Genomic DNA, 13634 nt, shown 5'->3' on the forward strand with positions numbered 1-13634 from the left:
TTCGGTTAGGGCAGGCGGTGCATGTTGCCCCGCGCAGTGACTCCCGACCAGCTTGGCGACGAACGGAATCGCACATTCCCGCCAAGCGGCGGCGCGCTGGCGGCGTCCGCGCCGGGCTCAGCCGGCGGCGATCGCCCGGTCCAGGCGCGAGGAGATGTCGGCAAGGACCTCGTCGACGGGCTGCTCGGCGAGGCTCTTCATGAAGGGCTCGACCTTCACCGGGCCGGTGTGCCCGGCGGCGCGGATCGCACCCATGAAGCCGTCGAGGTCGATCACGCCGGTCGAGTAGGGCAGGCGGCGGTCGAGATCCATCTGCTCGTCGCGCTCGCGGTCGGCGCGAGCGTCGTTGACGTCGACGGAGACGATGTCCTCGGCGGTCAGCCCCGCGAGGTCGGCGGGGGTCTCCCCGGCGGTGTACCAGTGGTAGCTGTCGAGGATCAGGCCGATGTTGCGCGCACCGGTCTCGGCGATCAGGGAGCGCGCCTCCTCGAGCGTGTGCACGAAGGGGTGCTCCTCAGTGGACCAGAAGGTCTTCGGCGCGATGTACTCCAGGCCCAGGCGCAGGCGATGGTCGGCGAGGACCTCGGCGACGAGCGAGAGGCGGTCCACGTGCAGACGTCGGTTCGCGGCGGCATCGAGGGTCGCGTGCATGGGTCGGATCCAGGTGCCCACAGCGGTGACGCCGGCGGCGGTGAGCAGCTCGAGGGCGTCGGGCAGGGCGCCGAGAGCGTCGCGGAACTCCTCGGCCGGGGAGTCGACGCCGATCGGGAGGCCGGCCATCCCCCACTGCAGGCCCTTCTCCTTCACCGAGTCGCCGTGCGCGGTCACGGCGTCGAGCCCGCCGTCGTCCATGAGTGCGCGGAAGTATCCGGGGTCGGGGTCCACTCCCCCGAAGCCGTGCGCGACGGCGAGGTCGATGGCTGCGGTGTGGTCCAGGCGGAGCCCCAGCGCTCCGGGTGACAGGCAGGAGAACATCCTCGAAGCCTACGGGCGATCCGGCCGACGGGAGTGATCCGGGCCACGTCGTCCACGGGGTGGGACGATGGCGGGATGCATCGCTCCCCGCTCCACGCCACGGCCACCGACGGCTCGGGCCCCGCCCGTGGCTCGAGTCCCGCCGGTGGCTCGCACGTGGGCCGCGTCGCGGACTGGCGCGCGGACCGCGTCGGCAGCGCTCTGACAGACCAGAACCCGACGGTGCTCGCCCGCCTGCCGTCCGCATTCGCGGTGATCGGGGACGTGCAGTTCCTGCCCGGCTACTGCGTGCTCCTGACCGACCATCCCGGGGCAGAGCGCCTGTCGGACCTTCCGCGCGCCGAGCGTCGTGCCTTCCTGGGGAGCATGGACCTGCTGGGCGAGGCGGTCGAGACGGTCTGCGGCGCGCGCGACCCGCAGTTCCGTCGCGTGAACCTCGAGATCCTCGGCAACACGGACGCCTTCCTCCACGCGCATGTGTGGCCGCGCTACGAGTGGGAGCCGCCGGAGCTCGTGACCCGGCCCGTCTGGCTGCATCCCGCCGAGCGCTGGTCCGATCCCGCGACGCGCCTCGGCCCGGAGCATGACGGCCTTCGCGCCGAGCTCACGGATTCCTTGGCGATGTTGTCGCACGGCTGACGCTCGAGACCGTTCGACGCCTCGCTCAGCTCTCCCGTCAGTGCCGCCGGTCGGCGGCGCGCAGGGCGAAGACGCTGTCGGCCGGCCACACGTACTCGTCGTCGCAGCGATAGCCGCGCAGCCAGGTGACGCCGTCGACGACCCGCAGGTAGAAGCCCTTGGGGTGCTCGTCATCCGTGCTGAGCGGCTCGGTGAGCACGTGGAGGGCGCCCGACGGGGCCCGCCCGGCGGAGAGCACCGAGTCCGGGGCCTGCTCCTGGTCCTCGAGCGCGAGGCGCAGGTACGGAGCTGCGTCAGGAGGCAGCGGGGCGAGATCGCTGCGCCGCACCGCAGAGAGGATCTCCGGGAGCGTCCCGCCTTCCGACAGCCCGAGCCCCGCGAGGCTGCAGCGCAGGACCTCCAGGCTCTCCGGTGCCCGGAGCTCGAAGCACGGGTGCGCCAGCAGCGTCCGCGCGCTCTCGTTCAGCTGGATCCCGCGCTCCTCCAGCCGTGCGAGCAGCTTCGCGCGGTTCATCCCGCCGACCACGCAGCACCTGCAATCGGTCTCCGTCACCTCGTCGGCTCCTGTCTGCTCGTCGGCCGGCCCTCGCCGCTCCGTGCTCGTGACGTTACCGGTGGGGGCACCACCGCGAGCCGCGCCGCGCGCGAGGCGAAGGAGCAGGGCCCCGTCGGAGGTCCGAGACCCCGCGAGGCGCAGATGCAGACGCCCCGACGTCGGCCCGAGGCGGCGAGAATCCGGGTGACTGCCCGGTATCCAGTGTCAGCTGTCGGAATGAGCGGCGATTCCGGCAGCTCACACTGGATACCGAGGGGTCACCGGGATCGAGAGACGGGCGGCGCTCCCCCTGTGGGGAGCGCCGCCCGCGACGATCGATGCGACCCGGCACGAGGGCCGGGCCCGCCCGTTCAGGAGTCGATGACCACGGCCATCACCGCGGGCTCGCGGCGGTAGGTGCGGCGCAGGTGGCCCGAGACCGTGTCGACGACGATCTGCTCGATCTCGGCGATGTCGTCGATCTTGTCGGTCTTCGACTGGGCGAGCGCCTTCTCCACCTGAGCGGAGGCGCCCTCGAAGGTCTTCTTGTCGTGGACGAAACCCTTGGTGAGGAATTCGACCGGCTCGACGGGCTTGTGGGTCTTGGGGTCGATCAGCGCGACCACCGTGACCACGCCGCCGCCGGAGAGCATGCGGCGCTCGGCGAGGGTGTCCTCGGTGGCGGTGCCGATGGTCTGGCCGTCGACGTAGACCAGGCCCGCATCGACCTTGCCGGCGACCCTCGCCTTGCCGTCGACGAGGTCCACGACCACGCCGTCGAAGCCGATCACCACGCGGTCCTCGGGCACGCCGGTCCTCCGGGCGAGCTCGGCGTTGGCGTGCAGGTGCTTGGACTCGCCGTGCACCGGCATGACGTTCTTCGGCCCCACGATGTTGTAGCAGTACACGAGCTCGCCGGCGCTGGCGTGGCCGGAGACGTGCACCTTCGCGTTGCCCTTGTGGACGATGTTCGCGCCGAGGTCGGTGAGCTTGTTGATGATCCCGTAGATCGCGTTCTCGTTGCCGGGGATCAGCGAGGAGGCCATCAGCACGGTGTCGCCCTCGCCCACCTGGATCTGGTGGTCGCCGTTGGCCATGCGCGCCAGCGCCGCCATAGGCTCGCCCTGGGAGCCGGTGCAGATCAGGGTGATCTTGTGGTCGGGCATCGACTGGATCTTGCGGAAGTCGACGACGAGCCCCTTGGGGATGTCGAGATAGCCGAGCTCGCGCGCGATCTTCATGTTGCGCACCATCGAGCGGCCGACGAAGGCGACCTTGCGGCCATTGGCGTGCGCGGCGTCCAGCACCTGCTGGATGCGGTGGACATGGCTGGCGAAGCTCGAGACGATCACGCGCCGCGGCGAGGTCATGAAGACCTGGTCGATCGCGGGAGTGAGGTCCCGCTCGCTCATGGTGAAGCCGGGGACCTCGGCGTTGGTCGAGTCGGTGAGGAACAGGTCCACGCCCTCCTCGCCCAGGCGGGCGAAGGCGCGCAGATCGGTGATCCGGCCGTCGAGCGGGAACTGGTCCATCTTGAAGTCGCCGGTGTGCAGCACGGAGCCGGCAGAGGTGCGGAGGAAGACCGCCAGCGAGTCCGGGATGGAGTGGTTCACGGCCACGAACTCGAGGTCGAAGGGCCCGGCCTTCTGCCGATCACCGGCCTTGACCTGCATGGTCTTCGGGGTGATCCGGTGCTCCTTGAGCTTCGCGGTGATGAAGGCCAGCGTCAGCTCCGAGCCGTACAGCGGGATGTCGGCCCGCTCCTTGAGGAGGTAGGGGACGCCGCCGATGTGGTCCTCGTGGCCGTGGGTGAGCACGATGCCGACCACGTCGTCGAGACGGTCGCGGATCGAGGTGAAGTCCGGCAGGATCACGTCGATGCCGGGCTGGTGGTCCTCGGGGAAGAGCACGCCGCAGTCGACGATGAGGAGCTTGCCGTGGTGCTCGAACACGGTCATGTTGCGGCCGACCTCGCCGAGGCCGCCGAGCGGGGTGATGCGCAGGGCGTTCTTGGCCAGGCGAGGAGGGTTGGACAGCTTGTTGCGGGCAGCTACCTGCATAAGGGGATTCACAATCGTCGGAGGGACAGGGACTGAGGTCTGCGGTGCCGCGCGCGTCCCCTCGCGGGGTGCAGCCGCCAACACACGGTTCACCGTACGACAGGAGGGGACGTTCCCCCCACCCTTGGGCGCGAACCCGCGATCTTGTCACTCGGACGACGCAGCGTCTCCGACCAGATGCTCGCGCAGCGCCTCGAGGGAGCGCTCGGCCCGGAAGGCGTGACCGCCGGGGGTGACCACGAGCTCCGGCGGGTGCGCGGCCAGCGCCTCCCACACCGGGCCCAGCTGCGCGAACGCCTCCCGGGTCGCGGCGATCGGGAAGATGTGGTCGCGCTCCCCCGCCTCGATGATCAGCGGGCGCGGGGCGATCAGCGCGGCGATGTCCGCCATCTCGAGCCCCGGCAGCGCCCCCGGGACGATGTTGCAGGGGCAGTGCCGGATCGAGAAGAAGCTCGCGTCGAAGGTGCAGAAGTAGGCCGCGACCAGGGCTGCGGAGATCGTGGGATCGGAGGCCGCGAGCAGCAGGGACACGGCTCCGCCGCCGGAGCCGCCCGCGATCCCGACCCGCTGCGGGTCCACGCCGGGCAGGCTCCGCAGCGCCTGCACGGCGGCGCGGGCGTCGGCGACACGGCGGCCCATGACCGGTCGGCCGTGCATCAGGTGACGGGCCGCATCGATCTCGCAGGTCTTCTCCCCCGGCGCCAAGGGGGCGACGCCGGGCGCGGGCGGGACCCGGCGGCGGCCGAAGCTGATCATCTCCGGGCACAGCACTGTCAGTCCGGCGCGGGCGAGCTTGTGGGCGAGGCCGTCGTGGAACTCATCGGCCGGATCGGTGGCGACCAGGGCGTCGATGCCACGGCCGTGCCCGGCCACGAGCACCACGCCGGCGCCGGTGTCCACGGCCGGATCGGGACGCAGCAGGAAGGCGGGGATCACGTCGCGGGCGAGGCCCGGCTCCGCCCCGGGTTCCCCGCTCGGGGCGAGCAGCTGCACCTCGACCGGGCCGCCGCCCGGCGGGTCCAGAGGTGCGGCGGCGAGGCGGCCCTCCTGCGCGGCGAGGTCGAGGTCGAGCAGGGTGCGGAGCCGGCTGCGCTCCTTCTCCGCCTCGAAGGGCAGGGGGCGGGGAGTGTGCGCGGTCGGACGCTGGGGAGTCATCGAACATCCTTGATCTGTGAAGGGTGAGCACCGTGCAGGAGAGGGCCCGGGGCCGGCCGTTCCGCCGGACGGGAGGAACGGCCGGCCCCGGGAGCGACGGAGATCAGGTCCGAGGATCCGAGATCTCGTGACCACCGCCCCGGAACTGCACATTCTCGAGGAGGATGGTGTCGTCCGCGGAGCGCAGCGCATGAGCGGGACGATCCGCCCCGTCGGCGTCCTCGTAGAGATTCTCGAGGGTCAGGTCGGCGAGGGTGACGCCCGGTGCGAGAACCGTGAGCGTCGCCCAGTCGGAGGCGGGCTTGTCGTAGGTGATGATGACGTCCTCCGGGTCCCCGGTCGCTCCTCGGAGGACCAGGTCTCGGGCTCCAGGCCAGATCGAGACCGTCTCGCGATATGTGCCTGGATGGACGATCACCTCCACCGGGTGCGGCGATCGGGCGGCGGCGCCCACCGCCGCGTGCACGGAGAGCATATCGCCGCTCCCGTCCTGTGCGACGTGAAGGCGTCGGGGAGCCTTCTCACCCACGCCTTGCGGGCCCGCATACCGTCGCAGCAGGGTGCGCACCTCGTCGACGGGATCGAGCGCGTAGCGGTAATGCTCCGCAGGGTCGTCGTCGATGCCCGTGTCCTCCCAGCTGCCCCAGGAGCCGTCCCGGAGGTTCCCGTTCTGTGCGACGCGGGACAGCGGATCGCTCGCACCGATCGGATTGCGCACGGCATCGAACACACTGTGCTCGATGAGGACCTGCGATGCCCCGCGGGACGCCATGCCGTAGGAGCTCGATCCTCCGAGCCAGCAGTTGTACACATGGCACAGGGCGACGTTGTCGATGCTGCCATTGCGCTGATGGGTGTTGGAGAAGCGGACGTGATGGATCGTCAGCGTGGTGAGGACGTTGTCCGTCCAGCCGACGCCGAGGGTCTTGTTGTGGTCCCGGAGGTGGCACCAGGAGACCGTCACGTGCGTGGAGTCCTTGCGGATGTCGATCTGTCCGTCGCCTAGCCGCGCGAACTCGCAGTGGTCGATCCAGACGTGGTCCGAGGCGTCGACGCGGATGCCGTCGTTGTCGTTGTCGTCGTTCTTCCCATCCCAGTCCCCGGCGACGTAGGAGTCGCGGAAGGTGAGGTTGCGGATCACGACGTCGGCGACCTGGTCGAGATGGAAACCGCCTCCCACGATCTCGGCCCCCGTCCCGACCCCGAGCACGCTGGTGCGGGAGGGGATGTCGGTCATCGACCCGAAGGGCAGGGTGATCGTGCCCTTGACGAGGATGATCCGTGGGGCCTCGGCGGCGAGCGCCATGGTGAGCTCCTCGGCCGTGCGGACGACATGCACCGTCCCGCCGAGTCCTCCGCGGGCGCCGTGTGGCTGCGACGGTGTGGGGACCGAGGCGAATCCGGTCGGCTCCGCGGACCAGACGGCTCCCCCGGCGACCGCCGGCCCCCGCGGGACACGCATCCGGCGGAGGAGGCCGACCGGGTCATCGATCCGCGACGTCGTGGAGCCTCTCGGGGCGGCGACGGCGGCTGGCGCAGTGGCGAGGGCGGTTCCCGCCGCAGTCCCGATCGCTACACCGAGGGCTGGTAGGCGGCGCCTGCTGATGGTTCTGTGCGAAGCATCCCTGTGCTGTCTCATCATGTCTCCTCTCAAGTCCACGGGGCCCAGTCGTCGGTGCCGCGCAGATACGTGTCGCGGGTGTGCAGAGCCGCCTCCCGTGCGGTCAGTTGCGGGCGACCAGCGGAGTCGCTGCCCGCCGGGAGCGCGCCGGGCCCGGTGTTGCCGTGCTCGCGGAGGAAGTCCTCCTGCCAGGGCCAGCCACCCATGTCGGACCATGCGGGGGTTCGGATGTGCACCCCCAGGTGCGAGTCCCGGACGACCACCGAGGGCTCGACGTCGGGGTCGCTGCTGGGGTGCCAGGGGCGCCCCAGGTACACCGATGATTCAGCCGCGCTCGAGGTGAAGGTGCATCCGGTGAACAAGAACCCGTAGGTGCCGGCGGCGGTGCTCGGAGCGCAGACATAGCCGTTGTTGTCGGGCTGCCCGCGGTCGTACGAACGGATCTCGCAGTTCTCGAGCACGGCGGTGGCACGTCCGTAGAGGAAGTCGACGTCTCCTTCGACGAAGGAGTCGTGCAGGTACACCCGGGCGGTCTGCCCCTTGGCCGGGGTCTCGGCCAGGAAGGTGTCCTGATTGCCAAGCAGCCGCACCCCGCTCAGCTCGAGCCTGTCCCCGGTGGTGCGCAGCGCCTGCGCCTGGCTACCTCCCTGAGCGGCCTCGTCATAGCCGTTCTCGACGGTGATGTCTCGGATCGTCACATCGTCCGCCAGGATCGCGAGGGTGGCGGCGCCGGTGCCGCCGAACTCCCCGCCGTAGAACTTCTCGGTGCCTGCGGCGAGGTCATAGGTGAGCAGCACGTCCGTGGCCTCTCCCGATTCGCCGCGGATCAGGAGGCCGGCCGGCATTCCGGGCCAGATCCGCACGATCTCCCGATAGGTCCCGGGGGCGACGGAGATCTCCAACGGGTGCGGTGAGCGCCATGCGGCGCCGACCGCAGCACCGATCGAGGCGAAGTCACCCGTTCCGTCCAGGGCGACCCGCACCCGCCTGCCGACGTGCTCCTTCCGGGCGTGCGGTCCGGCATGCCGCTCGAGCACCGTCGCGAGCCTGTCGAGCGGCTCGACGGCGTAGTCGTAGTGATCCGACGGCTCGAACGTGGGGCCCGTGTGGTCCTTCCGCCCGCGGATGTCCGTAAAGCGGTTCCCGCGGGAGTCGACACGGGATGCCTCGTCCTTGACCACGATCGCGTCCTCGCCGTGCTCGTAGATACACGACTCGATCACCAGCTGCGACGCACCGCGCGACATCGTGCCGTAATGGGCCTGCCCCTGGAACAGGCAGCTGTAGACGTGGCCTGCAGCGACGTTGTCGATGCTCGCGTTGCGCTGGTAGGTGTTCGAGGACCAGTTGTGATGCAGGGTGATCGTGGTGACGACGTTGTCCGTCCAGCCCACGCCGACCGTCTTGTTGTGATCGCGGAACACGCACCAGGAGACGGTGACTGCGGTGGAGTCCTTCCTCACGTCGACCAGGCCGTCGCCGAGCCGCGCGAACTCGCAGTGGTCGATCCAGACGTGGTCCGAGGTGTCGACGCGGATGCCGTCGTTGTCGTTGTCGTCGTTCTTCCCATCCCAGTCCCCGGCGACGTAGGAGTCGCGGAAGGTGAGGTTGCGGATCACGACGTCGGCGACCTGGTCGAGATGGAAACCGCCTCCGACGATCTCTGCGCCGCGCCCCACCCCGAGGATGCTGGTGTGGGAGGACACCGCGAGGTTCGCCCCGAAGGGCTCCACGACGAGAGTGCCCTCGACGAGCACCGTCGCAGGGCCCTCGATCTGGATCGCACGGGCGAGCTGCTCGGAATCGCGCACCACATGCACGGAGCCTCCGTACCCGCCGACGGTCCCGTGAGGCAGCTCAGGAGTGGGGAGCCCTGCGAAGCCCGTGGCGGTGGCTGACCAGATCGGCCCATCGGCCGTTCGCAGGCCGCGAGGCACCCGCATGCTTCTCAGCGGGTCGAGTTCACCCCCTCCGGGCTCGGCGGCGGCGGGGAGCGTGGTGGCCGACGCCGCGAGAGCGGCGACCGAGATTCCTCCGAAGGCGGCGGTGAACTGTCGGCGGGAGATGGTCGGCATGATCTTCCTCGATCTCTGCTTCGGTGAGCACTGCAGGTTCGGACTGAATGGTGCGGGACAGCAGGCGGCGCAAGCAGTCCGTGGACTCACGTCGCCGGTCTCAGGGGGCAGGGAATGGAAGGAGGGAGGCTCCCCGTCTCGAGAGTCCCTGTGCGCAGGGAGGACTCAGGCCGGATCACCCTGGATGTACAGGGGTTTCAGGCAGGGCGGAGACAGCACGGCCAGCGTCATCCCTTGACGGAGCCGATCATGGCGCCCTTGACGAAGTAGCGCTGCACGAAGGGATACACCGCGAGCATCGGCAGCGTGGCCACGGCGATCACCGCCATCTTCACGGACTGCGCCGGGGGCACCACGTCGACGACGGTCGCATCGGCATTCATGCCGCTGGAGACGATCACGATTTGGCGCAGCAGCACCTGGATCGGCCACAGCGAGGAATCGTTGATGTAGAGCACGGCGTGCATGTAGGTGTTCCAGTAGGTCACCGCGTAGAAGAGTCCGATGGTCGCGATCGACGCCATCGACAGCGGCAGCACCACTCGCAGGAACACGCCGATCTCGGAGCATCCGTCGATGCGTGCAGCCTCCTCGAGGGAGTCGGGGATGCCCTGGAAGAAGTTCCGCATGATCACCAGGTTGAAGGCGTTAACCGTCACCGGCAGGATCAGCGACCACAGCGAGTCCAGCAGCCCCAGCTTCGAGACCACGATGAAGGTGGGGATCATCCCGCCGCTGAACAGCATGGTGAAGATGACCAGGAAGTTGATCGTGCGGCGACCCAGCAGGTACGGCTTCGCCAGCGCGTAGGCCATCATCGCCGTCACCACGAGGCTGAGGAACGTGCCCGCCACGGTCACGAAGACCGATACGCCCATCGCCCGGAAGATCGTGGGGGTGGAGAGGATGTACTGCCACGCAGCGACCGTCCACTCCTTCGGGATGAGCACGAAGTTGCTGGTCGCGAGCTCACCGGGGGTCGCGAAGGAGCTGCCGATCACGTGCACGAAGGGGATCAGGCACATGAGCGCGAATCCGGTCAGCACCACGATGTTGACCACGTTGAAGATCTTCTCGCCGGGGGTGCGGCGGCGCAGCCTCGGCTTTCGAACCACGAGCTTCGCCTGTTCGACCTGGTCCGGCGTCGCGGACGGGCTCGGGATGGGGGTGGGGGTGACGGTCATCGGGGGCTCCCCTCGGGCAGGGGCCGCAGCACGAACAGCGCTGCGGCGGCGAAGAACAGGAAGGCGACGGGGTAGAGGATCAGCTGGCTGCCCAGCAGGCACACGGCACCGGCGGCGAGGAACCAGCAGCCGGGGGCGCGGCGGGAGGGGCGAGCGCGGGTGTGGGCGATGCCGGCCACGGCCAGCAGCAGCAGGACCACGAGGGACATCCCCAGCCAGGCGGCCAGGGTGTCGCCGAGCAGCCGCGCCTCGGTGCCGCTGAGCCCCGAGTCCTCGCCCACGAGGAACGGCATCACGACCTCCTCGAAGGTGGGCTGGTCGAGGCCGTTCATGACCAGGGTGAACCCGCCCTGGGTGATGAGGGCGGTGATCATGCCGAGGCCCACCAGGGTCAGCTCGACCGGGCGGCGCATGCGCGGCGCCGGTCCGGCAGACGGTTCCGGCTTCGTCCCGGCCGACGGGGACCGCCGGGCGCCGCAGCGTCGGTTCTCGATCATCGTCATCGCTCCGTCACCTCGCCCACGACGCCCTCGCAGTCCTCGAGGCGGAGCAGCGGCCCGTCGGCCCCGCGCACCCGCACCCGGGAGAGCAGGGCGCCGCGCACCCCACCCAAGCGCAGGCCCTCGCGGGTGACGGGCACGAGCCCGTCCGCCATCTCCGGCACGCCGGGGCGGGGATCCTCGGCGAAGGAGACCGAGAGGTCCTCGATCGAGAGGTCCTCGAGCGGCGACTCCGGCAGCCCGAAGAGGTGGCCTGCGCTGGCGTGCACCCGGGTGGCGGTCAGGTGCGCGAGGTGCAGTCCCCGGATCACAGGGGTGTCGGGGCCGACGGGTCGGGCCGAGCGGTCGCCGACCAGCTCCGTCTTCCCCTCGGGGCCGCAGTGGTAGAAGGAGTTGACGGTGATCGGGCTGATCACGTCGTCCATGACGATGCCGGTCACGCGCAGGTTCTCGATCAGCCCTCCCCGACCGCGCCGGGTCTTCACCCGGATCCCGCGGTCGGTGCCCTGGAACACGCAGGCGGAGATGACGACGTTGCGCACTCCTCCCGCCATCTCGCTGCCGATCACCACGCCGCCGTGACCGTGCACCATGGTGCAGCCGGTGACCGTGATGTTCTCGCAGGGCACTCGGGCGGCGGTCGCCTCGGTGCCGGCCTTGATCGCGATGCAGTCATCGCCCACGTCGATGTGGCAGCCGCTGATGTGCACGTCGCGGCAGGATTCGGGGTTGATGCCGTCGGTGTTCGGGGAGTCGGCGGGGTTAAGGATCCGCAGCCCCGAGATGGTGACCTGCTCGCAGAGGGCGGGGTGCACTGTCCATGCCGGGGAGTTGCGCAGGGTCACGTCGCGGAGGGTCACCCGGCGGCATTCGTGCAGGCCGATCAGGGTGGGGCGGGGATGCTCGAGGGTGCCCTCGCGCTGGCGGTCCCACCAGGGCCCGCCCTCGCCCTCGATCGTGCCCAGGCCCGTGATCGCCACGTCCTCCTCGCCGTGCGCGTACAGGCACGGGGAGTGGACGGGGCCGGTCGCCCCCTCCCAGCGGGCCTGGACCACCGGGTACAGCGCGGGATCGGGCACGAAGCGGAGCACGGCACCGGCCTCGAGGTGCAGCTCGACCCGGGAGCGCAGGCGCAGCGCCCCGGTGCGGTGGACTCCGGCGGGCACCACCACTCGGCCACCGCCGCGGGCGGCGGCATCGTCGATCTCCCGCTGCAGGCCGGCGGTGGCGGGGGCGAGGGCGCCCGGGTCGTCGAGCTCCCGGGGAGGGCTGAGGGTCACAGGTCGTGCCTTTCCAGTGGGCGGGGGTGGAGTGCGGGCGATGCCCGCCCGGGGTGCGCGGCCGACGGGGGACGCGCACCCCGGGAGCGGGGATCGGTCAGTTCACGGCCTCGTAGGCCTCGGTGTACTCGGCGATGATGTCGTCCAGGCCCTGCGAACGGACCGCCTCGATCGCGGCCTCGTAGTCCTCCATCGTGGTCTGGCCGACCATGAAGGTGTTGTAGCTGTCGTTCAGCGCCTTCTCGATCGTGGCCCACTGGGTGTCGTAGGTCGCCGAGGTGAGGGACTGCGCCGGGTTGGTGACCACGTACTCGTCGTTCTCGGCCATCTTCTCGTTGGCCTCGTTGACGTACGGGTTCGTGGACTTGTAGATCTCGACCAGGTCCGAGGGCCGGGAGCTGTTGTAGGGCTGGACCTGCTGCTCCCACAGCGGCTGGTCGATGATCTCGATCGCCCCATCGGCGTCCTTCTCGAAGTGGGTGCCCTCCACGCCGTTGGTCATCAGCTGGAAGGCCGGCTCGTCGAGCAGCTTGTCGATGAGGGTCAGCGCCCGCTTGAGGTCGTCCTCGCTCTTGAGCGACTGGGAGTTGAAGGTCATCAGCCCGCCCATGCCTCCGGCGGTGTCCGAGACGATGCGGCGCGGCACGTCTGCGTAGGTCATGTCGTTGATCAGCGCCCACTCCACCTCGGTGTCGGCGTTGATCGACTCGGCCAGCGCCATGTAGTCCTTCGCCTCGAACAGACCGGTGACCACGATGCCGCCCTTGTCCTGGGCGATGGCCTGCCGCTGGTTCTGCTTCTGGACGGTGACGAACTCCTGGTTGACGAGCCCCCGCTCGAAGGCGCCGCGGTACCACTCCATCGCCTCCTTCCACGGCTCGGTGGTGCAGGCGGGCACGATCTTCCCGGAGTCGTCGAGCTGGAACTTGTCCCCGGCCCCGAAGTACCCGGCCAGCGAGCGGAAGCCCACGGCGAAGCTCTCCTGGCGGTCGATGAACCCGGTGACCTGCGCGCCGGTGCCGGTCGGGTCGCCGTCCACGAAGGCCTGGGCGACCTCGAGGAGGTCCTCGAGGGTGTGGGGCACCTCGAGGCCCAGGCGGTCCAGCCAGTCCTGGCGCACGAGCACCCCGTAACGGGCCAGCGGCTTCTGGAAGGGCACGCCGTAGAGGACGCCGTCCAGTCGCGCGGACTCGATGATGGTGGGGTTGATCGAGGCGAGGTTCGGGAATTCGGAGAGGAACGGCTCGACGTCCCAGAACATCCCGGACTTCAGCGGCTCGCGCACCGCGGCCATGCCCTGGTTCAGGGTGTTGATGTCCGCGAGCGACCCGGAGGCGAGGGCGGCATTGATCTTCTCCTCCTTGGACGCATCCGGCACCCACTGGAACTCGAAGTCGACGCCGCTGTGCTCCTTCAGAGCGGTCATGATCGGGCCGGAGGCCTCGGGGGTGGTGGGGGTGTGCAGCATCGACATCCAGGTGAGCGTGCCGCCTTCGCCGGCGGAGCCGCCGCCACCGCCGGAGCTGCCGCAGGAGGCGAGGGCTCCGGCGCCGGCCATGCCGGCTGCGGCGAGGGGCAGGGACTTCAGAAGGGTTCTGCGCTGGATCATG

General features: G+C 69.9%; 11 protein-coding genes. 1 reads left to right on the plus strand and 10 read right to left on the minus strand.

What is annotated here, in order from left to right; genetic code table 11:
* Positions 1 to 117 precede the first annotated feature (117 nt).
* On the minus strand, positions 118 to 975 hold the full coding sequence (locus D1648_RS16000; protein ID WP_122943608.1) for a sugar phosphate isomerase/epimerase: 858 nt from the start codon (positions 973 to 975) through the stop codon (positions 118 to 120).
* Between the two features lie 75 nt (positions 976 to 1050).
* On the opposite strand from D1648_RS16000, the gene D1648_RS16005 reads away from it, so the two are divergent.
* Positions 1051 to 1614, plus strand: coding sequence for a diadenosine tetraphosphate hydrolase (locus D1648_RS16005; protein WP_241155551.1), 564 nt, complete (start codon positions 1051 to 1053; stop codon positions 1612 to 1614).
* A 37-nt stretch (positions 1615 to 1651) separates the two neighbouring features.
* On the opposite strand, the gene D1648_RS16010 is transcribed toward D1648_RS16005, so the two are convergent.
* The 9 genes from D1648_RS16010 to D1648_RS16050 form a co-directional block, all read right to left on the minus strand.
* A complete protein-coding gene (locus tag D1648_RS16010; RefSeq protein ID WP_122943892.1) occupies positions 1652 to 2128 on the minus strand; it encodes a hypothetical protein in 477 nt (158 codons plus the stop codon).
* Positions 2129 to 2520: 392 nt separating this feature from the next.
* The gene (locus D1648_RS16015; RefSeq protein ID WP_122943609.1) at positions 2521 to 4209 is read right to left on the minus strand and encodes a ribonuclease J; all 1689 of its coding nucleotides are present in this window, start codon (positions 4207 to 4209) and stop codon (positions 2521 to 2523) included.
* Positions 4210 to 4356: 147 nt separating this feature from the next.
* The gene (locus tag D1648_RS16020; RefSeq protein WP_122943610.1) at positions 4357 to 5364 is read right to left on the minus strand and encodes a dienelactone hydrolase family protein; all 1008 of its coding nucleotides are present in this window, start codon (positions 5362 to 5364) and stop codon (positions 4357 to 4359) included.
* A 103-nt stretch (positions 5365 to 5467) separates the two neighbouring features.
* Positions 5468 to 6703 carry a pectinesterase family protein gene (locus D1648_RS16025; RefSeq protein WP_164518777.1) on the minus strand — a complete coding sequence of 412 codons (1236 nt, stop codon included), beginning with the start codon at positions 6701 to 6703 and terminating at the stop codon, positions 5468 to 5470.
* A gap of 311 nt (positions 6704 to 7014) precedes the next feature.
* Positions 7015 to 9060 (minus strand): pectinesterase family protein, encoded by a 2046-nt coding sequence (locus tag D1648_RS16030; RefSeq protein WP_122943612.1) that lies wholly within the window; start codon positions 9058 to 9060, stop codon positions 7015 to 7017.
* A gap of 227 nt (positions 9061 to 9287) precedes the next feature.
* Positions 9288 to 10244 carry a carbohydrate ABC transporter permease gene (locus tag D1648_RS16035; RefSeq protein ID WP_122943613.1) on the minus strand — a complete coding sequence of 319 codons (957 nt, stop codon included), beginning with the start codon at positions 10242 to 10244 and terminating at the stop codon, positions 9288 to 9290.
* Entirely contained in the window at positions 10241 to 10747 is a 507-nt protein-coding gene (locus D1648_RS16040) for a hypothetical protein (RefSeq protein ID WP_164518778.1), read from the minus strand. The genes D1648_RS16035 and D1648_RS16040 overlap by 4 nt, the downstream gene beginning before the upstream one ends.
* Positions 10744 to 12024: a glycoside hydrolase family 28 protein gene (locus D1648_RS16045; RefSeq protein WP_122943614.1), complete on the minus strand. Its 1281-nt coding sequence runs from the start codon at positions 12022 to 12024 to the stop codon at positions 10744 to 10746. The genes D1648_RS16040 and D1648_RS16045 overlap by 4 nt, the downstream gene beginning before the upstream one ends.
* A gap of 97 nt (positions 12025 to 12121) precedes the next feature.
* A complete protein-coding gene (locus D1648_RS16050) occupies positions 12122 to 13633 on the minus strand; it encodes an extracellular solute-binding protein (protein ID WP_122943615.1) in 1512 nt (503 codons plus the stop codon).
* Between the last annotated feature and the right edge of the window lies 1 nt (position 13634).

The sequence above is a fragment of the Brachybacterium sp. EE-P12 genome (genome assembly GCF_003711805.1).
Lineage (GTDB): Bacteria > Actinomycetota > Actinomycetes > Actinomycetales > Dermabacteraceae > Brachybacterium.

Bases quoted from the DNA above. Each gene is read 5' to 3' on its own strand.
- D1648_RS16000 (WP_122943608.1), bottom strand. From the start codon at position 975: ATGTTCTCCTGCCTGTCACCCGGAGCGCTGGGGCTCCGCCTGGACCAC.
- D1648_RS16005 (WP_241155551.1), top strand. From the start codon at position 1,051: ATGCATCGCTCCCCGCTCCACGCCACGGCCACCGACGGCTCGGGCCCC.
- D1648_RS16010 (WP_122943892.1), bottom strand. From the start codon at position 2,128: ATGAACCGCGCGAAGCTGCTCGCACGGCTGGAGGAGCGCGGGATCCAG.
- D1648_RS16015 (WP_122943609.1), bottom strand. From the start codon at position 4,209: ATGCAGGTAGCTGCCCGCAACAAGCTGTCCAACCCTCCTCGCCTGGCC.
- D1648_RS16020 (WP_122943610.1), bottom strand. From the start codon at position 5,364: ATGACTCCCCAGCGTCCGACCGCGCACACTCCCCGCCCCCTGCCCTTC.
- D1648_RS16030 (WP_122943612.1), bottom strand. From the start codon at position 9,060: ATGCCGACCATCTCCCGCCGACAGTTCACCGCCGCCTTCGGAGGAATC.
- D1648_RS16035 (WP_122943613.1), bottom strand. From the start codon at position 10,244: ATGACCGTCACCCCCACCCCCATCCCGAGCCCGTCCGCGACGCCGGAC.
- D1648_RS16040 (WP_164518778.1), bottom strand. From the start codon at position 10,747: ATGACGATGATCGAGAACCGACGCTGCGGCGCCCGGCGGTCCCCGTCG.
- D1648_RS16050 (WP_122943615.1), bottom strand. From the start codon at position 13,633: ATGATCCAGCGCAGAACCCTTCTGAAGTCCCTGCCCCTCGCCGCAGCC.